12 protein-coding genes, 2 tRNA genes, 2 rRNA genes and 1 riboswitch are annotated in these 22,652 nt (G+C 42.0%); of the genes, 6 read left to right on the forward strand and 10 right to left on the reverse strand.

Annotation, left to right across the window (positions count from 1 at the left end; translation table 11 throughout):
* The 6 genes from HMPREF1532_RS17955 to HMPREF1532_RS17980 form a co-directional block, all read right to left on the reverse strand.
* Nucleotides 1-1,310: ribosomal RNA gene (locus HMPREF1532_RS17955) — 23S ribosomal RNA — on the reverse strand; the annotation flags it as partial.
* Nucleotides 1,311-1,502: 192 nt separating this feature from the next.
* Nucleotides 1,503-1,576: transfer RNA gene (locus HMPREF1532_RS17960), tRNA-Ala, on the reverse strand.
* Nucleotides 1,577-1,658: 82 nt separating this feature from the next.
* A tRNA-Ile gene (locus HMPREF1532_RS17965) sits at nt 1,659-1,732 on the reverse strand.
* A gap of 153 nt (nt 1,733-1,885) precedes the next feature.
* A 16S ribosomal RNA gene (locus tag HMPREF1532_RS17970) occupies nt 1,886-3,408 on the reverse strand.
* Between the two features lie 1,437 nt (nt 3,409-4,845).
* Nucleotides 4,846-5,310: a MaoC family dehydratase gene (locus tag HMPREF1532_RS17975; RefSeq protein WP_005933164.1), complete on the reverse strand. Its 465-nt coding sequence runs from the start codon at nt 5,308-5,310 to the stop codon at nt 4,846-4,848.
* 55 nt (nt 5,311-5,365) lie between these two features.
* A complete protein-coding gene (locus HMPREF1532_RS17980) occupies nt 5,366-6,226 on the reverse strand; it encodes a DUF6845 domain-containing protein (RefSeq protein ID WP_005933167.1) in 861 nt (286 codons plus the stop codon).
* A 215-nt stretch (nt 6,227-6,441) separates the two neighbouring features.
* Here HMPREF1532_RS17980 and HMPREF1532_RS17985 point away from each other — a divergent pair, with 215 nt between their 5' ends.
* Nucleotides 6,442-7,074: a hypothetical protein gene (locus HMPREF1532_RS17985; RefSeq protein WP_005933171.1), complete on the forward strand. Its 633-nt coding sequence runs from the start codon at nt 6,442-6,444 to the stop codon at nt 7,072-7,074.
* 278 nt (nt 7,075-7,352) lie between these two features.
* Here the strand turns inward: HMPREF1532_RS17985 and HMPREF1532_RS17990 are convergent, their stop codons facing one another.
* Entirely contained in the window at nt 7,353-8,660 is a 1,308-nt protein-coding gene (locus tag HMPREF1532_RS17990; protein ID WP_005933173.1) for an SIR2 family protein, read from the reverse strand.
* Nucleotides 8,661-8,814: 154 nt separating this feature from the next.
* Here HMPREF1532_RS17990 and hdhA point away from each other — a divergent pair, with 154 nt between their 5' ends.
* The 4 genes from hdhA to HMPREF1532_RS18015 all read left to right on the forward strand — a co-directional run bounded on the left by hdhA (nt 8,815) and on the right by HMPREF1532_RS18015 (nt 13,742).
* Entirely contained in the window at nt 8,815-9,594 is a 780-nt protein-coding gene (gene hdhA, locus HMPREF1532_RS17995) for a 7alpha-hydroxysteroid dehydrogenase (protein WP_005933176.1), read from the forward strand.
* A 230-nt stretch (nt 9,595-9,824) separates the two neighbouring features.
* A riboswitch (cobalamin riboswitch) is annotated at nt 9,825-10,040 on the forward strand.
* Between the two features lie 130 nt (nt 10,041-10,170).
* Nucleotides 10,171-11,685, forward strand: a complete 1,515-nt coding sequence (accC, locus tag HMPREF1532_RS18005; RefSeq protein WP_005933180.1) for an acetyl-CoA carboxylase biotin carboxylase subunit — start codon at nt 10,171-10,173, stop codon at nt 11,683-11,685.
* Nucleotides 11,686-11,697: 12 nt separating this feature from the next.
* Nucleotides 11,698-12,207, forward strand: coding sequence for an acyl-CoA carboxylase biotin carboxyl carrier protein subunit (locus HMPREF1532_RS18010; protein ID WP_005933184.1), 510 nt, complete (start codon nt 11,698-11,700; stop codon nt 12,205-12,207).
* Nucleotides 12,207-13,742, forward strand: a complete 1,536-nt coding sequence (locus HMPREF1532_RS18015; RefSeq protein WP_025819790.1) for an acyl-CoA carboxylase subunit beta — start codon at nt 12,207-12,209, stop codon at nt 13,740-13,742. Before HMPREF1532_RS18010 ends, HMPREF1532_RS18015 begins: the two co-directional genes overlap by 1 nt.
* A 162-nt stretch (nt 13,743-13,904) precedes the next feature.
* On the opposite strand, the gene HMPREF1532_RS18020 is transcribed toward HMPREF1532_RS18015, so the two are convergent.
* Nucleotides 13,905-14,858, reverse strand: a complete 954-nt coding sequence (locus tag HMPREF1532_RS18020; protein ID WP_005933188.1) for a homocysteine S-methyltransferase family protein — start codon at nt 14,856-14,858, stop codon at nt 13,905-13,907.
* An 87-nt stretch (nt 14,859-14,945) separates the two neighbouring features.
* Nucleotides 14,946-15,995, reverse strand: coding sequence for an N-acetylmuramoyl-L-alanine amidase family protein (locus HMPREF1532_RS18025; protein ID WP_005933189.1), 1,050 nt, complete (start codon nt 15,993-15,995; stop codon nt 14,946-14,948).
* 377 nt (nt 15,996-16,372) lie between these two features.
* On the opposite strand from HMPREF1532_RS18025, the gene HMPREF1532_RS18030 reads away from it, so the two are divergent.
* On the forward strand, nt 16,373-17,653 hold the full coding sequence (locus tag HMPREF1532_RS18030; RefSeq protein ID WP_005933191.1) for an O-acetylhomoserine aminocarboxypropyltransferase/cysteine synthase family protein: 1,281 nt from the start codon (nt 16,373-16,375) through the stop codon (nt 17,651-17,653).
* 107 nt (nt 17,654-17,760) lie between these two features.
* Here HMPREF1532_RS18030 and HMPREF1532_RS18035 read toward each other — a convergent pair whose 3' ends face one another.
* Entirely contained in the window at nt 17,761-22,647 is a 4,887-nt protein-coding gene (locus tag HMPREF1532_RS18035) for a C25 family cysteine peptidase (protein WP_005933193.1), read from the reverse strand.
* Between the last annotated feature and the right edge of the window lie 5 nt (nt 22,648-22,652).

A 22,652-nucleotide genomic window follows, 5' to 3' on the forward strand; every position in this document is an offset into this window, starting at 1 on the left:
CCCCCTTTATCGTTACTTATACCTACATTTGCTTTTCCACACGCTCCAGCAAAGCTCGCGCTTCACCTTCGACGCCGAGTGGAATGCTCCCCTACCGATACTTACGTATCCCATAGCTTCGGTAAAATGCTTGATGCCCGATTATTATCCACGCCAAACTCCTCGACTAGTGAGCTGTTACGCACTCTTTAAATGAATGGCTGCTTCCAAGCCAACATCCTAGCTGTCTTAGCAATCTGACTTCGTTAGTTCAACTTAGCATTTATTTGGGGACCTTAGCTGATGGTCTGGATTCTTCTCCTTTCGGACATGGACCTTAGCACCCATGCCCTCACTCCTGTGATAGGACTAATGCGCATTCGGAGTTTATCAAGACTTGATAGGCGGCGAAGCCCTCGCATCTTATCAGTCGCTCTACCTCACATTAGTAACTCACAAGGCTGCACCTAAATGCATTTCGGGGAGTACGAGCTATCTCCAAGTTTGATTAGCCTTTCACCCCCACCCTCAGGTCATCCGGAAGCTTTTCAACGCTTATCGGTTCGGTCCTCCAGTTAGTGTTACCTAACCTTCAACCTGCCCAAGGGTAGATCACTTGGTTTCGCGTCTACTCCTACTGACTATACGCCCTGTTCAGACTCGCTTTCGCTTCGGATACACATCTCAAGATGCTTAACCTTGCCAGTAAAAGTAACTCGTAGGTTCATTATGCAAAAGGCACGCCGTCACTGTTTAAAACAGCTCCGACCGCTTGTAGGCGCACGGTTTCAGGGACTATTTCACTCTTCTATTCGAAGTGCTTTTCACCTTTCCTTCACAGTACTGGTTCGCTATCGGTCTCTCGGGAGTATTTAGCCTTACCGGATGGTCCCGGCTGGGTCACGCAGAATTCCTCGTGCTCCGCGCTACTCAGGATACCACTACGCTTCGTCTGACTTCGTGTACCGGACTATCACCGTCTATGGTCGAACTTTCCAGATCGTTCTACTCGTCAGATGTCGTGCGACATCGTGGTCCTACAACCCCATGGATGCCGTGACATCCATGGTTTGGGCTAATCCCCGTTCGCTCGCCACTACTAGGGGAATCATTGTTTATTTTCTTTTCCTGCAGGTACTAAGATGTTTCAGTTCCCTGCGTTAGCCTCTATCATTGGATAGATAACCGGTCTTCAACCGGTTGGGTTGTCCCATTCGGAAATCCGCGGATCAAAGGTTATTTGCACCTACCCGCAGCTTATCGCAGCTTATCACGTCCTTCATCGCCTCCGAGAGCCAAGGCATCCGCCATGCGCCCTTTCTTACTTTCTTTATATCACCGGATCGATTTGAAATCAATAATTAAGAATTTAAAAATTAATAATCAGGAATCCAAAATCGAAACACTACGGTTTGATATATACTTTTAGCTCTTTACTAAAATTTACTTTTTGTACATCATGTCAAAGATCGTTTGCCCTAAACTGTCAGTCGTCCTTTGACAACCGGCAATCCGAAGCGGAGTGGAGAATAACGGATTCGAACCGTTGACCCTCTGCGTGCAAGGCAGATGCTCTAGCCAGCTGAGCTAATCCCCCTTCGTACAAGTTGAAAGTTGGAAGTTGAGAGTTGAAAGTGTAATTTCAGGCTCGCAATCCACCAGGCGTCGACTTGCGGAAGTAGTCCCAGGCAGAGTTGAACTGCCGACCTCTACATTATCAGTGTAGCGCTCTAACCAACTGAGCTATAGGACTAGTTCAACCTCGCCATGCGGCTCGGCTTCTTCTTTCTCTTGTTTATCTCTATCTATAATATAATATAGACGGTCGATCTATATGCTATAAATAAACAAGTACCAGTAGTACATTCAGAACCGGAAATGGACGCCCTTTACGGCATCGCTCCAGAAAGGAGGTGTTCCAGCCGCACCTTCCGGTACGGCTACCTTGTTACGACTTAGCCCCAGTCACCAGTTTTACCCTAGGACGCTCCTTGCGGTTACGTACTTCAGGTACCCCCGGCTCCCATGGCTTGACGGGCGGTGTGTACAAGGCCCGGGAACGTATTCACCGCGCCGTGGCTGATGCGCGATTACTAGCGAATCCAGCTTCACGAAGTCGGGTTGCAGACTTCGATCCGAACTGAGAGGGGCTTTAGGGATTGGCATCACATCGCTGTGTAGCGGCCTTCTGTACCCCCCATTGTAACACGTGTGTAGCCCCGGACGTAAGGGCCGTGCTGATTTGACGTCATCCCCACCTTCCTCACATCTTACGACGGCAGTCTCTCCAGAGTCCTCAGCATAACCTGTTAGTAACTGAAGATAAGGGTTGCGCTCGTTATGGCACTTAAGCCGACACCTCACGGCACGAGCTGACGACAACCATGCAGCACCTTCACAAATGCCTTGCGGCTATGCCGTTTCCGGCATATTCATTTGCAATTTAAGCCCGGGTAAGGTTCCTCGCGTATCATCGAATTAAACCACATGTTCCTCCGCTTGTGCGGGCCCCCGTCAATTCCTTTGAGTTTCACCGTTGCCGGCGTACTCCCCAGGTGGAATACTTAATGCTTTCGCTTGGCCGCTTACTGTATATCGCAAACAGCGAGTATTCATCGTTTACTGTGTGGACTACCAGGGTATCTAATCCTGTTTGATACCCACACTTTCGAGCATCAGTGTCAGTTGCAGTCCAGTGAGCTGCCTTCGCAATCGGAGTTCTTCGTGATATCTAAGCATTTCACCGCTACACCACGAATTCCGCCCACCTCTACTGTACTCAAGACACGCAGTATCAACTGCAATTTTACGGTTGAGCCGCAAACTTTCACAACTGACTTACATGTCCACCTACGCTCCCTTTAAACCCAATAAATCCGGATAACGCTCGGATCCTCCGTATTACCGCGGCTGCTGGCACGGAGTTAGCCGATCCTTATTCATATGGTACATACAAAATGCCACACGTGGCACCCTTTATTCCCATATAAAAGAAGTTTACAACCCATAGGGCGGTCATCCTTCACGCTACTTGGCTGGTTCAGGCTCTCGCCCATTGACCAATATTCCTCACTGCTGCCTCCCGTAGGAGTTTGGACCGTGTCTCAGTTCCAATGTGGGGGACCTTCCTCTCAGAACCCCTATCCATCGAAGGTTTGGTGGGCCGTTACCCCGCCAACTGCCTAATGGAACGCATCCCCATCCTCTACCGAAATTCTTTAATAACAAAACCAGGAGGTCATGTTATACCATCGGGTATTAATCTTTCTTTCGAAAGGCTATCCCCGAGTAAAGGGCAGGTTGGATACGTGTTACTCACCCGTGCGCCGGTCGCCAGCGGTGTATTGCTACACCCTGATGCCCCTCGACTTGCATGTGTTAAGCCTGTAGCTAGCGTTCATCCTGAGCCAGGATCAAACTCTTCATTGTAAAAGTATTGTGACTGCACGAATCAATCATTAATGAATCAACAATTAAAACGCGGCAGTATATTGCTCTGTTCAGGATACCGTAAATCTATTGACGTCATTCTAATACCTATACTATAAGTATTGACGGTTCTAAATTTTAATCTGTCATAACTTAATAAGACAGAATCGTACTACTTGTATTGTTTATCAATATTTCAAAGAACTATGGTTGCTTTGTTTTCAAAAGCGGGTGCAAAGGTAAGGGGTTTATTTTAAACTGCCAAATATTTCGGAAGTTTTTTTTCGGGTTGCGGATTTTCTACTCTAAGACTCTCTTGCGAAAGGGAAAGAAAGAACCGACACACCAAACCGACCTTTTTTTTTGCGAACCGGACTGCAAAGATAACGAATTTATTGTTTTACTTCCAAAACTTTCAGGGAGTTTTTTTGTTTAAACCGTTAACTTGGAGAATGCGCTTTCAATATGTCAAAGAAACAGGCTCAGGCTCTTCAGCTAAGCGGATGCAAAAGTAGGCCTTTTTACGATACAAGCAAAAGATTTCAATGTTTATTTTTGAATAAAATGAAAATAAATATGTAAGGGGCTGATTATGAAACATGTTGTAGAACATAAAAACAGAGAAAGGGAAAGGAAGGGAAAAAGGGCTACACATTATAATATATATACGCGCGTGAAAAGGGAAAAATGAAGGAAAAAAGGGGACGATGAAGAAAGAAACGGATTGAAAGGAAGGGAAGGTTTGTGGAAAAGAATCCGTTGCCGCATGGAGAAGCATTTATCATTACACAAGGAGAAAGGGAAAGGAAGGGAGGAAAGAGGGGGATGTAACGGATTAGAAACAAGGGAAGGAAGACTCTACGGGAAAAGGACGGAAACCCGTAGAGGAAGGAAGGGAGACTCGTAGAGGAACGGGGAGATTCTCTACGGGAAAAAAGAAGAAAAGGCAAGAGGTTGGTAAACAGCACATTAAGAAAGAAGACGGATGTATCTATTTTTCAATAGAGAAAAGGAGCCTTTCAGGATGGAGAAAGGAAGAAGCCTTGTGACAAATATTGACAGGAAGGGGAAATGAAGGCCGGATACAGAAGGGGATAAAAAAAAGAAATTAACGATGTTAAAAAGAGGATGCTCACTATTTTGTGGCTACTGCCTACTATTTTGTGGGAACAGAAAAAAACACAGATTAAAAGAAAAAACGGAATGAGGAAAAAAACAGGAATCAAGTATAAAACTTGAATACTGAAGTTTGATATTTACACAAAATTGTGGACAAGGCAAAAGAGTGGACAAGGCAAAAAATGAAGTGCACCCCAAAAGTTAGACATAAAACTTTTGGGGCACACTTCAAATAGTGAACAGTACCCCTTTTTTCCAATCACGAAGAAGCAAACAAGGTGTTTCGATATATTGCTTCACAGACTCACCCACACTTCGTTAATTGAAGTAGTACAAAAATATGGCAATACCCTCGAGTGCTTTCTTGGGTTGATCCTTAATTTCAATAGCAAATTTAATCTCGGCTTTAGCCACACCACGGAGATTAGTCAATGAATGAAGACTTGCAACCAAACGAACACTCTGCCCAGCCAATACCGCTTGTCCAAACTTCATCTTATCCATCCCATAATTAATCATCATTTTCAGATTATTCACCTCGATAATCTGGCTCCACAAATATGGGAGAAGAGATAAAGTAAGATAACCATGCGCAATAGTACTGTGATAAGGACTGTCCGTCTTAGCACGTTCTGTATCTACATGAATCCATTGATGGTCCAGCGTTGCATCTGCAAAAAGACTAATACGGTCCTGAGGGACTTCCAAATAATCAGAAACTCCAATCTGCTGACCTACCAGTTTCTCAAAATCCGCATACGAATTAATAATCACTTTATTCATAATCTTAATCTATTAAAAGTATAAAACCGGTACAAAGATACATTTTTTTCAGGATTTAGATGACAGATGTTTCGTATGCACTGGTCAACATCTCATAATCGGCATCGGTATACTCTGCTTTTTCGCTCACTTTCTGTACTTTGCTGATAAAAATTTCAACCTGATCCAGAAAAGCCTGATAAGATTTCATCGCACTCTCATCTCCGGTAATAGCCGGAAGTTTCTTAGCAGCCTCTAACTGATCTTTCAATTCAATTAATTTATAATCGATACGAGCACCTTCAAAAACCGGCCTACGAGCATACAAATTGATTATACTCTGCATTGTAGAAGACATTTTACGAACTGCCATTATCTGATCTTTCAACGGATTATCTGCCAGAACCACCTGCTCTGCCTGTTCGGTGAAAGGGCTCAAAATATCAAAAACATTCTGTTTGTATTCAGCCATCTCCTTACTTAACTGATAGTTAACATCCAAAAGTTTATCGGCTTTAGAATAGTCTTTTGCTTTCAGATAAGACAAATACCTGTCAAAATTTGCATAAAACTTCGTCCGCGCATTGAACAGCCCGACATAACTTTGTTTCAAATTCTGCCGGGTCGCCTCATTAAAGCAACTGCCCGGATTCATCAAGGCGAGAGTATCTTTTTCCGAAACAGCAGGCGGAGCAATGGCAAGCACTGTGGGCACCTTACCCTTTTGTTCCATATATCCCAAAACTGCATTCATATCTTTTTCTTTCACCATATTGCTCAAAACATTGAGCGAAGTATTATAATACTGAATTACCTCAGCCGCATTTTCAACATCTGCCGTCGTGGCAGAAACAGACTTACTCTTACTACCTCCAGAACAGGAAGCAAACAAAAAAGCACTTATCAGCGCTGCAAAACACAATAGATTTTTTCTCATATTCTTTTTTTAATAAATTTGTAAATAGGCAGCCAAAAGCAGACCGACATCGCACTAATAACAATATAAATTGCTTTTTGCTTTCCATTTCTTTAATAAATCAGAAAATAATCATGATATTCCGACAAATAATCAATAGCCGCCATAGGGACTTTTCACTTTAAAACTGTCTTTATAAACAAAACATTTAATTCATAAACAGAAAACAGAAATATATGAAAAAAATTAAGTTTCTCCCCTATCGCCTCCAAGCACTTTACAAAGTATCTTTCATTATCTTGTTTTTCTCGCTGGCTGGCCCCACGTATGCAGAATCTTCCGACGGAAAGATCAATGATAAATCCATCCAAAACCAAACCACATCCGGTCATAGTATTGAGCTAAACGGCATTGGATTGGCATATAGCTACGAATATGCTTTCTCTCCTCGCGGAACAGTACTTTTCAGTGCAGGAAGTTCGTATACCTACGGGTGGATGTTAGGTCTGGACGTAAACTCACTCAACGAAATCTACATCACAACCAAAGACTACCATCTGATAAGCGGAAATATATCTGTCGAACCGCGTTTCTATTATAACCTGCAAAAAAGACACCGGAAAAACAAACGTACTTTTGGAAACTCCGGAGGATACCTATCCGTAAACTTGGGATATTCTTTTCCAATAGCAATCACAAGTGGCTGGGAAGCTGCACATATATATAATGTCACTCCGTACTGGGGATTCCGCCGGGTGTGGAAACATTTTCTATTCGACCTGGCAGGAGGAGTCGGCTACTTCGGGTCATCCAATGGGTATTCGGGAATATACCCGACATTCAGAATCGGACTGGGATATAGATTCTGATAAACAAAAAATGGCTACGCATCACGCGCAACCAATCCTTGTTAACCTTAAATCTAATACTTATGAAAAAAACACAGTACAAAGATACTGCCTTTTCCATCATTAGCAAATTTAAGAGCCCATACAAGCTATATTATAACATGGTTTAATGCTGCAACCTTTCTATTAACATTTTGCATTCAAAAAGTTAACATTTAACATAATCATTCACATTTCATATTGAAAGCCCAGTGAACGCCCCGTACTACTTTTTGCAGAAAAGCGAGCAAATGGCAGAATTAATAAATTCTTTTTAGTAATTGAGGAAGTTCATTAAAATCCTTAAACCAAATTACATTCAGTCCTAAGTCGTTCATCATATTTTTTAGAATAGTAAGATTTTCCATATCTCTATTACTATCATTAGAAAAATTGCTTCTACGAAGAAAAACATAGTGATTTTTTCCACCGTCTCCTTTACTTTGCGAAATTTCCAACAATCTTCGCAGGTTCGGATCGCTCGTGGAAAATCCTATAAAAAAGCACGTGGTCCTGTCCAACGCATGTAACTGCTCAATATTCGACCAATGAAATGCTTCTTTGTAAATATTATGATAATCTTCTTCGGACAAAACAGGAGTAGAATATATTCCGCTTTTTGCATCCATCGTGACTATACCGTGCACATGATATACAGGAAGTTCTCCATACAAAGCCCTATTACCCCCAAAAACAGAAAAATTAGGAACACCTTTTTTTGATAATTCTATTTCTATCAAGTCATCATAATTATAAGTTACAACACTTTCTACTTTGTTACTCACCACCATATTAGTTATCTCATTAATCAACTGTGATTGATTGACCTTCTTATACAAAATAGAATGAATCATGTTATCAAACTCTTTATCAGATGTGGAAACTCCCAACCCTGTTCTGATATACCGTGCAGTTATTATAGATGAACCTGCACACACTTTTTCGACACGTTTATAATCACCTCTGCCTATATTGTGTTTCCGCCTTTTGTATTTATGCAACATCTTTTTCAACAATTCATCCCATGTCGGAAGGCCGGCATCAATGCTGACTCCCGCTCCAAGAAACAATGTATTCTTTCCAATGGAAAACTTATCACGAGCTTTTGTTATCAGATTATCACGTTCATCTTCCCATTCTTCATGGAACTCTTCAACCGTATCAGCGTTGGTATCAGATGAACAAAGTATCTCATTTAAAGATATAATTCTAAAATCTTTGTTGTCATATTTTGCAATAAATTCATCTGGAACATGGCTATTGATATAAACGATACAAAAAGCAGAAACACCCCAATCCGTTTTATTCGTCTTATACATTTCCAGATATCGATGTATCGTGTCAAACAGTAAAGTACCTTTGATTTCCACAATTGTTTTTGGAGGCATTTTCAGTCTTTTACATCCATGAGGGAGTACAATGTCAGCGTAATAGCCTCTGGTTCCCCCAGCAAACATAAATTTCTCCCGTTCTATCGTTTCATCAGAACCGATTAAACTGCTAAATGCTTTATAGACTTCTATTTCTGCAAAACTTCCAAATTCAAGTTTCTTGTATGCAGGTTTCATCTTCGGTGTTGCTTTTATGATGTTGTATATGGTGCGAATATATAAATATTTATTTTAATACAAAAAATGGAAATCATATTAAAGAGAAATTAAAGCAGTAATCTTTTCCATTTCCATATTGTTTTGAATGTAACAATACCCAAAAACATTCCATATGAACAGATTTGAAAATAAAGTAGCTGTTATTACCGGTGCTGCCGGTGGTATAGGCGAAGCAACCACCCGTCGTATCGTCTCCGAAGGCGGTAAAGTTGTTATTGCAGATTACTCAAAAGAAAGGGCAGACAAACTTGCTGCCGAACTGACTCTTTCAGGAGCAGATGTACGTTCCGTTTATTTCTCAGCCACGGAATTACAAAGTTGTAAAGAGCTGATTGCTTTTGCTATAAAAGAATACGGGCAGATCGATATTCTGATAAACAATGTCGGTGGAACCGACCCGAAACGAGATACAAGCATCGAAAAGCTGGACATAGACTATTTTGATGAAGCCTTTCATTTAAACCTTTCCTGTACCATGTATCTCTCACAGTTAGTCATTCCCGTAATGAAAACACATGGCGGTGGTAACATTGTCAATGTGGCTTCCATCAGCGGTATTACAGCCGATTCAAACGGTACGCTTTACGGTGCCAGCAAAGCAGGAGTTATCAATCTTACCAAATATATTGCAACCCAGACAGGCAAGAAAAATATCCGTTGCAATGCTGTAGCCCCGGGATTGGTTCTCACACCTGCCGCTTTAAACAATTTGAATGAAGATGTACGGAACATTTTCCTCAGCCAATGTGCAACTCCCTATTTAGGAGAACCGCAGGACATCGCTGCAACCATTGCCTTTCTTGCTTCAGATGATGCACGTTACATCACCGGCCAGACAATTATAGCAGACGGCGGATTGACAATACACAATCCGACAGCAGAACCTGTATAATCTCAACTTTAAGAATAATAACCTTTTTCTATAAAGTTTCTTCAGCCAACAAATACCGGCATTGTAAGGTTTTTAAACATAAATATGATTTACGACTGGTATAATCAGTCAATAGAAGCCTGCCATTGAAAAGATGGCATTTCAGACGTCCGGACCTTATGCTTTCACAGTTCGGATTGCACAAAAAGCAAACTTTCGTGCAAAAAAGATTCGCTTTATTCAATAATTTTCTATATTTGCGCCCGAATTGGTTTGAAATCCGTGGTCAACGGAGGAAGATTAAAAGGGAATCGGGTGTAACTCCCGGACAGTCCCGCTGCTGTGAAGCTCTGTGAAACATCTTACAAATTAACCGGATTCGTGCCACTGATGGAGGTGAAAAATCCATCGGGAAGGCTTGTAAGATGAGAGTCAGTCAGAAGACCTGCCATTCGGATATATATTTTCCTGTCTCGTGGGTTAGAAAGGAAAGTATCGCTGTTAAGCCCCAAATCGTAAAAATACTGTGTTTCATCGGGTGGAGTGTATCCGCAGGGTGGAAAAGCACTAATATATGCATTTAATTGAGAAATGAATATGATAAAAAGAATCTTAGTTGCCAATCGCGGAGAAATTGCCGTAAGGGTAATGCGCTCCTGCCGGGAGATGGAAATAACGAGTATCGCTGTTTTCTCAGAGGCAGACCGCACCGCAAAGCATGTGCTCTATGCCGATGAAGCTTACTGCATCGGCCCGGCCGCATCCAAAGAGAGTTATCTGAATATAGAAAAAATCATCGAAGTGGCCAAATCATGCCATGCAGACGCGATCCATCCCGGATACGGTTTCCTGTCCGAGAATGCAACATTTGCCCGTCGCTGCCGCGAAGAAGGCATTATTTTCATCGGTCCGGAACCGGAAACCATGGAAGCAATGGGAGACAAAATATCCGCCCGTATCAAAATGACAGAAGCGGGTGTACCGGTAGTTCCGGGAACACAGGAGAACTTGAAAAGCGTGGAAGAAGCCGTAGAATTGTGTAACAAGATCGGTTATCCGGTCATGCTGAAAGCATCGATGGGTGGCGGTGGCAAAGGCATGCGACTCATTCATAACGCCGGCGAAGTGGAAGAAGCTTATACCACGGCAAAGAGCGAATCGCTTTCTTCATTCGGAGACGATACGGTATATCTGGAGAAATTCGTAGAAGAACCGCATCATATCGAGTTCCAAATATTGGGCGACAAACATGGCAATGTAATTCACCTCTGCGAACGCGAATGTTCGGTTCAGCGCCGCAATCAGAAAATAGTAGAAGAGAGCCCTTCGGTGTTCATTACTCCGGAGCTCCGTAAGGATATGGGTGAAAAAGCAGTAGCTGCCGCCAAAGCCGTAAACTACATCGGTGCGGGCACTATTGAATTCCTTGTCGATAAACATCGCAATTATTATTTCCTGGAAATGAATACCCGCCTGCAGGTGGAGCACCCGATTACCGAAGAAGTAATCGGTGTGGACCTCGTAAAAGAGCAGATTAAAGTGGCCGACGGACAGGTGATGCAATTAAAACAAGAGGATATCAGACAGCGCGGACATGCCATCGAATGCCGTATCTGTGCAGAAGACACGGAAATGAATTTCATGCCCAGTCCGGGTGTTATCAAGCAAATTACCGAGCCGAACGGCATCGGCGTACGTATCGACAGTTACGTATACGAAGGCTATGAGATTCCGATATATTACGACCCGATGATCGGTAAACTGATTGTATGGGCTACGACACGCGAATATGCCATCGAACGTATGCGCCGTGTGCTTCACGAATATAAACTGACCGGCGTAAAAAACAACATCAGCTACCTGCGTGCCATCATGGATACCCCGGATTTTGTAGAAGGAAACTACAACACGGGATTCATTGCAAAAAACGGAGAATTGCTGCAACAAAGCATCACCCGTACCAGCGAACGCGCCGAAAACATTGCCATGATTGCCGCATACATGGACTATCTGATGAACCTTGAAGAGAACAACAGTGGACTGGCAGCCGACAACCGTCCGATCAGCAAGTGGAAAGAGTTCGGATTGCATAAAGGGGTGCTCAGAATATAAATAACATCAATTATGGAAATTCATATAGGAAACCGCGTGGCCGAAATAGAACTGGTCAGCAAACAAGATAACAAGGTGGTACTCACCATTGACGGAAAAACGTTTGAAGCCGATGTCGTCATGGCGGAAAACGGAACCTGCAACATCCTTATGGACGGCCGCAGTGCCAATGCCCAACTGATTCGCAGCGATAACGGAAAAAGCTACAAAGTGAATACACACTACAGCAGCTTCAACATCGACATCGTAGACAGCCAGGCCAAATACCTGCGCATGCGTAAAAAAGGGGAAGAGGAACAAAATGACCGCATCACCTCGCCAATGCCGGGAAAGGTGGTAAAAATCCCTGTTACTGCAGGACAAAAAATGAAAGCCGGCGAAACAGCCATCGTCATCGAAGCCATGAAAATGCAGAGCAATTACAAAGTGACTTCAGATTGCCGCATTAAAGAAATTCTGGTACAAGAAGGTGACAACATCACCGGTGACCAGACATTGATAACCCTTGAAACAATAGAATAATGGAGGAAATGAATAAAGCATATGCCACGTTCGAAGAGCGTGACCGTATGGCTTCCCTCGGTGGAGGCATCGACAAGATAGAGAAACAGCATGAAAGCGGGAAAATGACCGCCCGTGAACGGATCGACATGCTGCTGGACAAAGGCACGTTTGTGGAACTGGACAAACTGATGGTGCACCGTTGTACCAACTATGGCATGGACAAGAATAAGATTCCGGGAGACGGAGTTGTTTCGGGCTACGGAAAGATAGACGGACGCCAGGTATTCGTATATGCATACGATTTCACCGTATACGGCGGTTCTCTGTCGGCATCCAACGCAAGAAAAATCGTAAAGGTGCAACAGTTGGCTCTCAAGAACGGTGCACCGATCATTGCCTTGAATGATTCGGGAGGCGCACGTATTCAGGAAGGCATCGAGAGTCTTTCAGGCTATGCCGATATATTCTACCAGAATACGATCGCAAGTGGAGTAATTCCGCAAATCTCCGCCATTCTCGGCCCTTGTGCAGGAGGTGCCTGCTACTCTCCGGCACTGACGGACTTCATCTTTATGGTAAAAGAGAAAAGTCATATGTTCGTTACCGGACCGGATGTAGTAAAAACCGTTATCCATGAAGAAGTAAGCAAGGAAGAATTGGGCGGTGCCATGACGCATAGCAGCAAAAGCGGTGTGACCCACTTCATGGCCAATAGCGAAGAAGAACTGCTGATGTCCATCCGCGAATTGCTCTCTTTCCTGCCACAAAACAATATGGACGAGACACGCAAGCAACCTTGTACAGATGAAATCAATCGTGAAGACGAGTCTCTGAATACCATCGTCCCTACAGATCCGAATGTTCCCTATGACATGAAAGAGATCATCGAACGCGTGGTAGACAATGGATATTTCTTTGAAGTAATGCCCTACTTTGCCAAAAATATCATTATCGGATTCGCCCGTCTGGGTGGACGTTCGGTAGGCATTGTTGCCAATCAGCCGGCTTATCTGGCGGGAGTGCTCGATATCGATGCCAGCGACAAGGCAAGCCGTTTTATCCGTTTCTGCGATTGTTTCAACATACCGTTGATAACATTTGAAGACGTTCCGGGCTTCCTGCCGGGATATACTCAAGAGAACAACGGCATTATCCGTCACGGAGCAAAAATCGTATATGCATTTGCAGAAGCCACTGTGCCCAAAATCACAGTAATCACCCGCAAAGCTTATGGCGGCGCTTATATCGTAATGAACTCCAAACAGACCGGAGCTGATGTAAATTTTGCCTATCCCAATGCAGAAATTGCCGTAATGGGAGCCGAAGGTGCTGTAAACATCCTGTTCCGCAAAGCAGATGCAGAAACCAAAGCCAAAGAACTGGAAGCATACAAAGAGAAATTTGCCACTCCGTATCAAGCCGCCGAACTTGGTTTTATCGATGAAATCATCTTGCCGAAACAGACCCGTAAGCGCTTGATCCAAGCATTAGACATGACAGAAAACAAGATGCAGACCAATCCGCCGAAAAAACACGGCAATATGCCGCTTTGATTATAAAAAAATGAAAGAATGAATAATTAAAGAATGAAAACGAAGCTATAATTGTTAATGTGTAAAACGTAGGAAATATATCCAATATCTTTTCTACACAACCAATTGACAGATTATTCTTTAATTTTTCATTCTTTAATTATTCATTTCTTCATTCTTTCATTAGCATATCGGCACACTATTCAAAGTCAGCATCTCTGCAAAATTCCGAAGATGCTGCTCATTCGTACCACAACATCCGCCACATATCTTCAACGGGAAATCCCATAACAGGGTCATCAATCTGTCAGACAGTTCATCGGGAGAAGAAGAAAGTAAATCGGTACGGCCATTCAATTCTTCGGGACTCAACGCGGAAGCATTGGCCTGGATACCCCGAAAGCGTTCGCGAACTAAAAAAGTATCATTCCTCGGATGTGATAATGCCTGATGCAAAACATCGGGATGTACACAGTTTGCCATATAGCACAAAGGACGGGTGGTCGTCTCTTTATCTACGGTATCGATGGCATCATGAATAAAAGTGCCATCCATCAGCCGTCCGTCGCGCCGAACCATAAAGCTGATAATATAAGGCAAACCGGTTGCCGCCATTGCATTGGCCATGCCGATCGTTTCGGTAAGCTGGGGCATAATACCTGCAAACAGAAAATCGACTCCCGCTTCAGCCATTGCACGAACCGTAGGATAATGAAACTGCATCGCCTCTTCTACGGAAAAATGATAGCGACCATCATAAGCATCACCGCGACAACCTGCCAGACCACCGATATAAACAGGTGAAAGGGCCGATGCGCGCAGTTGCAAAAGAAAACGGACATTATCGGGAATGACACTCCGATTCCGATAAGCAGAAACAGCAATATTTTCGACATTTGCCCTGCGGGTGGGTGTCATCAGCATCAGAGGCAAATCGTGACTGGCGGCAATATCGATGTATTGCTTGTAAAGACCTGCCAGCGTATCACGATGAGCATCGTCATAAATCAAAGCGGCATGAACAAGATGTTCGTCCAAAGGGATATGAAATTCATGGCGTAAACGCTCTACAATAGCTCCTTCGGTAAGGATGTAAGGGAAAGTCCGATACGCATCGACAAAAGAGAGTTGATTCATGTAAGGTGAGTTTTTAGGTTCTTACTTTGCATTTCCGGACAAATATAGAACTTATTCTCACAGTACGGTTATCCGTTCTTGTTATATTCACATCCCTTTATAATCTTTCAGAAAACCCTCCATCAACCAATTCGCAAGTGCCTGTCGGTTAGAAGGTATCACCAGTCTTTTTTGATCGAGTGAATTTTGAATATTTCCCAGTTCCACAAACACAGATACAGGGATAGCACGTGTCAATACATACAGATTCCGTCCGCTCACCGTACCCGTAAAACCACGATTGGGCTGGTGCTTGCCATACTTTGACTCAAAAGTGTCTTTCATCCTGTTTGCCAGTTTCTTACTTTCCGCCCTGCGGTTGGAATGATAAAAAAACACATCGGTCTGCTTGCCCTTGCTGCGACTATCGACATGGATAAAAATGGCACGGCAATATTTATACTTTTTCCGGTCATTACGATACAGAGCATTGATCTTATCACAACGTTGCTGAAGACGCTGTACCTGATTCAAGGGAATGGGAGCACCCATACAGGTTTCACGCTTACTGTTCGACAGATAGGCATCATCACGAATACCATCCTTTGCATCCTGAATGATGATATGTACTTCCGCCCCTTCCTGCATCAGGTTACGTGCCAATCTCAAAGCAATATCATAGGCATATTCATCTTCATGCAGTTCGTGCTTTCCCACTCTTCCGATAGCTCCAGGATCGGGGCCGCCATGCCCACTGACTACATAAAAGCACGCCCCTGCCAGCCGGTTGGAAGTCACCTTCACATTTGCCAGAAGTTTTCCAAAAAGCGGCTCATTTCTTTCCGTCTTCCGGGGCGGTTGTTTTTTTCCTGTATTTTCTTTCTTGGCAGCGCTTCCGGCAGTCGTTACAGAAGCCGGAACCTTTTTTTTCACAGGAGGAATCAAATAAGTCACTCCCAACTTTAATGTCTGCCCCTTTCCTAATTTAGCCTCATTCAATTTGATAAAATCGTCATAATACTTCTTCGGTGCACGATTGTGCCGCAACAGGAAAGTAGAAATACCTTCACCGGGTTTCGGAGTCGCCTTCTGCTGCCCCCACAAAGCAGATACAGAAAACAAAAAGCAGAAAAACAGAAGAATACAATATTTATTCATAATAAAATAATGTGCCAATTAAATAATGTGCCAATATGCTAATATGCCAATGTGCCAATTAAATAATGTGCCAATGTGCTAATGTACCAATTGAAAGAATGAAATAATAGACAATGAATCAATGTACTAATAGGCAAATGCACAAATTAAAGAATATACCAATGCACCAATCAGCTGCGCCAAATGATCCATATATTCCGTTTCATTGCTATATTATTCAATTGTCCCCATTCTTAATTGGCACATTGGCATATTAGCACATTGGTACATTATTATATATTTCACTCGCAAAGATAATGTTTTAAACCAATTATTTTCTCTACTTTTGCATCGATATAACTTTTTAAAGAAATAAAACTGTAACTACAATAACAATTATGGCAAAACAATTCAAGCCCGAAACCCTGTGTGTACAAGCAGGATGGACTCCTAAAAAGGGTGAGCCCCGTGTGCTGCCCATTTATCAGAGTACTACTTTCAAATATGAAACCAGCGAGCAGATGGCCCGTCTTTTCGACCTTGAAGACAGTGGATATTTCTATACCCGTTTGCAAAACCCCACCAACGATGCAGTGGCTGCCAAGATAGCCGCTCTTGAAGGAGGTGTAGGAGCAATGTTGACATCCAGTGGCCAGGCAGCCAATTTCTATGCCATATTCAATATCTGTCAGGCAGGCGATCACTTCGTGTGTTCTTCAGCCATCTATGGCGGCACATTCAACCTCTTCGGTGTAACGCTGAAAAAGCTCGGTATCGATGTTACCTTTATCAGTCCTGATGCCAGCGAAGAAGAGATTTCGGCTGCTTTCCGCCCGAACACGAAAGCCCTGTTCGGCGAAACCATCTCGAATCCCTCTCTTGAAGTGCTCGACATTGAAAAGTTTGCCCGCATAGCTCACAATCACGGTGTACCTCTGATCGTAGACAATACTTTCCCTACTCCGATCAACTGCCGTCCTTTTGAATGGGGAGCAGACATCGTGGTACATTCCACCACCAAATACATGGACGGACATGCCACGAGTGTAGGCGGCTGTATTGTTGATAGCGGCAATTTCGATTGGAATGCCCATGCCGATAAATTCCCCGGATTGTGTACTCCGGACGAATCTTATCATGGACTGACCTATACCAAGGCATTCGGTAAAATGGCCTATATCACCAAAGCAACTGCCCAACTGATGCGTGACCTCGGCAGTATACAAAGCCCGCAAAATGCTTTCCTGCTCAATTTAGGATTGGAGACACTTCACCTTCGCATGCCTCAACATTGCCGTAATGCACAGAAAGTGGCCGAATACCTGTCGAATGACGACCGAGTGGCATGGGTAAACTATTGCGGCCTTCCGGGTAATAAATATTATGAACTGGCTCAGAAATACCTTCCGAACGGTTCCTGCGGTGTCATCTCCTTCGGTCTGAAAGGCGGACGCGACGTATCTATTAAATTCATGGATTCGCTGAAATTAGCTGCCATCGTTACGCATGTAGCCGATGCACGTACCTGTGTACTGCATCCTGCCAGCCATACTCACCGGCAATTGACAGACGAGCAACTGATGGAAGCCGGAGTTCGCCCCGACCTCATCCGTTTCAGTGTAGGCATCGAGAATGCCGAAGATATCATTGCCGATATAGAGCAAGCGCTGAACGCATAAGTATTTCACGGAAAGAGACAGGACAAGTAAAAATTAAGAGATGAACCGATAGTGTTTGTGGTTCATCTCTTAATTATATTTATCCTACTGCTGATTCTGTTCTTTTATCAAGGTATGTCAATTGCTCCAAAAGAGAAATCAAGTATAGCCCCTTTTTCCATGTCAAAGTCGGAGCCTGCTCGTAACTTGATTAAACCATTGTTCTTGACGATGACCGTGCCGCCTTTTTGCACGACAAGCCTTGCATTCAAAATACTTCCACCATCTACTTCAAGCACAGCACCGGAACGGACGATCACAGAAAAAGTTTTATTCAGCACCATCGTTTTACCGGCAGGAATAAGTAATCGCCCCGACTGCAACACTACATTTCCGCAGGGTGATTCCCCGTCCCATACTTCATTGGAATTTATCAGTGTCGGCTGGCAAACAGTCGGGAAATATTCATTCGTATTCTGTGGATTTCCACGCTTAACACCCCACTCTATGGCCGTAGGAACACCATCGGTTTTCCAGACATACAATTCATGTTCATTACCGGCTATTAACTCGCTTTTACCATCATTATCAATATCTGCCACGCAAGGAGTATCTAAAAATTTCTCATCCGATATTATCGGAAATCCGATTATATCACTACCGTCATTATGTAAAGCATAAATATAATTGTTGCAGCAGAATACAATATCAGGTACAGCATCTCCATCCACATCGGCCAAAATTGGAGTATTCATATTAGACGCATAATTTTCTTGTGGAAATAAGCCTTTAATCGATTTGCTAAAAATAAGCTTCCCTGTATGTGTCCATGCTTTTACCGTTTCATGCCCCAATATAACCACCTCCAAATGCCCGTCATTGTTTATATCACCCACTGATAAAGTATGATCTAAAGTAGATCCAACAGCATTGACTGTATACGGAATTGTCTGACTTCCATCCCACCCTGCAACTGTTTTATCCCCATCCAAACTAATAGCAAATACCTTACTTTCTGCCATTTGCCGTTGAGAAAACAATATCTCCTTTTTACCATCTTCATTTAAATCGCACACCACCGGAGCAGAAGCTAATCTGGGAATTCCTGCTCCCCAAAACGGATTCGTCGTAAAAGGAGTTCCATCCTGCCGCCAAATATAAATTCCTAAAGAATCATACGAAGCTATTATTTCCATCTGACCGTCACCATCAAGATCGGCTACTGTTAAAGCTGAACGATTATGGTCTTTTCCATTCGTAACATGAACGTTAGGATTCAAACGTCTCACTTCATTTCCGTCATGATCCAGAATAAAGATATCAGAAGTTTGATGCGATTTTACAATAACCTCCATTGTACCATCGGCACTACCATCCAAATTGGCAATGACCGGACTTTGAAACATTGAATAAGGAATTCGCTTTTCCCACAACAAATCAGGTTTATGGTCCCCATCCCTATCAAACGGAGAATAACAATAGACTGCTCTTTTTTCCTGATATTTTTTATCATCTTCCCAAGTAGATGCTACTATATTTTGTTCCCCATTTCCGGACAAATCTCCAAAAGCCACTTGCCCTGTCAACATTGTTGGTGTTTTAGCAAAACCACTTACCGTGGTCACATTTCCATCGATATCATATAACTCTTCGCCCGAAGGACGAAATCCCATTATGTAACTTGTATGAGTATCATACCGATCTTCATAGATCCAGAATATCTCTTGTTTGCCGTCATTATCCACATCTGCAATATTTGGACAAGATACAGATGAATAAACACCGGTAGCTAATCTTTTGGGGAATGGACTAACAACCGGATAAGAAGTCCATGTCCGGTAAGCCGCACTCCATTCACTTTCATTTCCGTTTGTTGAAATTGCTGCAACCTTATAATAATACAATGTTCGTTCGGCAAGGCTATCATCTAAATAATATGCAGCCTTCAATGGAAATCTATTCAATCTCCGATAAATGCCATTTTCTCCATTGTCACTACGGTATATATTATATCCGGCCACCTCCTTGACAGGTGTCCAATACACATTGATAGAAGAAGCATAAGGCTGAAAATCAAGAGTCGATGTTTTAATCACAGAGGGTCTTGACAATGGATTTACTGGAAAGTTCCAAGTCCTTCCATACTCATTACTTACTTGTAATGTGAAACTCAATATCCCCGCATAACTGCTTGATGTCTGGAACTGAAAAGCAATTGTATTTGTTTTAGTCTCAGAAAAGGCAATAGAAGGATACACGATTGGCGTAGATGAACATGACACCTGCAAATTATTCGAAATAAGTACAGCTTTCAGTCCTGTAGCTTCGGCCTGTCCTACATTCATTAAATCAATATTCATCTTCACAGTTTCACCCGCTTCTACTGTAGTGTTTCCATTACTCGTCCAAGTAATTTTTTGATTCCCTATTTCTATTTTAGGAGCATAAATATTATCTATCTTAAGCGGTTGAATTTTAGTTTCACCATTTACTGATATTTGTAGATTCAAGTTTATTCCACTGGAGTTATTTCTCAAATGTTCACCACTATCTTTATTTATTTTGAAAACGAACGGAGTGACAGATCTCACAGCAGTATTACCGGCAATATTCCCAAATGTAGCATTAGCATTCACGATCTCTATATCATCGGATGTACTTATTAAAGATGCTGTTACTCCATTTAATGCGCTGTTTCCGGTATTTCTCAATTTTACAGTCAATTCAATCGTTTCCCCAGCATCCAATTGTCCGTCACCATTTCCTATACTTACACCAGTTCCTTTATCATTGTAAATTAGATCTTCAACAGCAATAGTAGACTCACTACCATTTTGCGATACTTGAACATCTCTTTCCACAGGTCTGAAATTATGGGCAGTGACTGTTATATTCACAACTCCCAATGTCTGTACAGATACATTAATAGTATGACTTCCATTAGCCAATTGATCAACAATATACAGTTCATCCTTTTTTTGAATGCAAATTCTGGCAGTTTCATTTTGTGGTAAACCATTTATGTTTACCATTATCATATTCTCACCCGTTGTTAAGGAAGCAGGCATTAATGTAACATTCATCGTTTTTGGAACATCACTCCATACCTGCATTTCAGGATCACCTAAAAGATGCAAAGCACAATTAGCTAATTTAAGATTTTTATATTTAATATTTTCAAGTGCCTTCTGATGAAGAATGGACAAATCATATCTATTGGTCGCATTAGCAGACGTTTTATAAAGTTCAGACAAAAATTGGCCTAAATGAACATGTTCATTTGCCCAGCCTGTATCGGCATTACCAATAAATGCAACAGCTCCACCTTGAGGATTATTTATAAAATGTTCCGCTATGCAATCTTTTGTTATGTCTGCCGGCGAACAGCCACCCGACATAACTATTTGATAATAATATCCATTATTCAAATTATCCACATCCCAATTGGATATTGATTCATTCTTATCCTTAGAAGAAGTTCCCATTCCTTCCGGCGAAGAATGGTCCATGTGATAAACAAGGTGAAAATGGTTTAAACCCGAATTTCCACCATTTTGTAAAGCGCTTACAAAATGGACCTTATTCAATTCTTCTCCTTTACCGGACTGATCTTCATATACACTATGTTTATTACTACAAGTAGCAATATTACTTTTACAGTTATAATGATCATAAATCAACCAACGATTCAGATTTGTCTCAGAATAAAAACTTGCAATTTCACTTCTTTTTTCATTAGATAAATAACCGGTATTTTCGTTTTTAGAAATAAAGGCGTCAGCTGCTACCGAATTATTTATATATGAATAATCAATATTTAAATCTGCTTTTTCATAATGAATTACTTTATTGACAAATATCTCTGCCTCTTCTAATGTTTCCACCGGGGCTCTTCCTAATTTAAATGATACTCCCCAATCTTTACTATCTTCAAAATCTATTTTATCAGCTTCATAATATATATTATTCCCATTCTTATTCCAGTTTCCATTATCTACACAAGTATAATAAAAATCAACTGCAACCCAATCTTTATTATCTGAATCTCTTGATTTCTTTACACGAGCGGGTATAACATTTGTATCTCCTCCAAGTAATACGAACATAGAACCATAGTTACGTTTAACATCAACCAAATAGTTACGAATTTTTTCTTGAATATCACTTCCTGTATATGTGGTAGAAATTTCCTCTACTGTTTCTATAATAGCAGGTATCCCTTTTTTAGTTTTCCAATCAGCCAATATCCGGAATTTCTCTTTCAACGTTTCATTCGTTATAATCAGATACTCCGGCAGATAATTATCCACATCTGAATTAGCATTTTTTTCTGCTGCGCTTACCATTGCGCCCAAACGCCCTTTTCTGAAAGATGCTTTTATGTTCGGAGTAATCTCTGACAACATCTCCTTATTATCAATAATTGATCGAATATAGTCCTCATCTAATTGACTTAAGTATTCCGATTGCTTTTCTATTATTGAAGTAGAAGCTAACTTTTTAGCCATCGAAAAAGTTAAAGAATAAGCAATATCACAAGTATACAGTTCCCTCTGTTTAGGAATATACTCAATTGGATAAAATCTCACCGTTACAAGATGGTAACCAAAATCCATCCTATCTGATACAATTTCGGCATACTTTCCTGGAAAAGGATTCGATGAGTTATAAATATCACTATTGGGCTCTACCCATGATAAGATACTTTCTCCAATAGGAATTGGCGGTTGGACCGGATATAATAAAATATCCTTTTTTTGTAACTTTCTATTTACATACTTTATCTGTATTGCTGGCTGAGTATTCACAGGTATAAGAAATGTTTTCACACAATATGGAATCTGAGGCATTCCCGGTTCATCAACATATCCGGTTTCAGATGATATTTCTACATATTCACCATTTACCTGATAAGTAAAATCTATCTCAGGCCTCCATTGTATCGTACCTTCCACTTGTGCACTCAAATTCATGACAACTACAATAGCTATCAAACAAACTAATATCTTTTTCATAAATC

Source organism: Bacteroides salyersiae WAL 10018 = DSM 18765 = JCM 12988, assembly GCF_000381365.1.
Taxonomy (GTDB): Bacteria; Bacteroidota; Bacteroidia; order Bacteroidales; family Bacteroidaceae; genus Bacteroides; species Bacteroides salyersiae.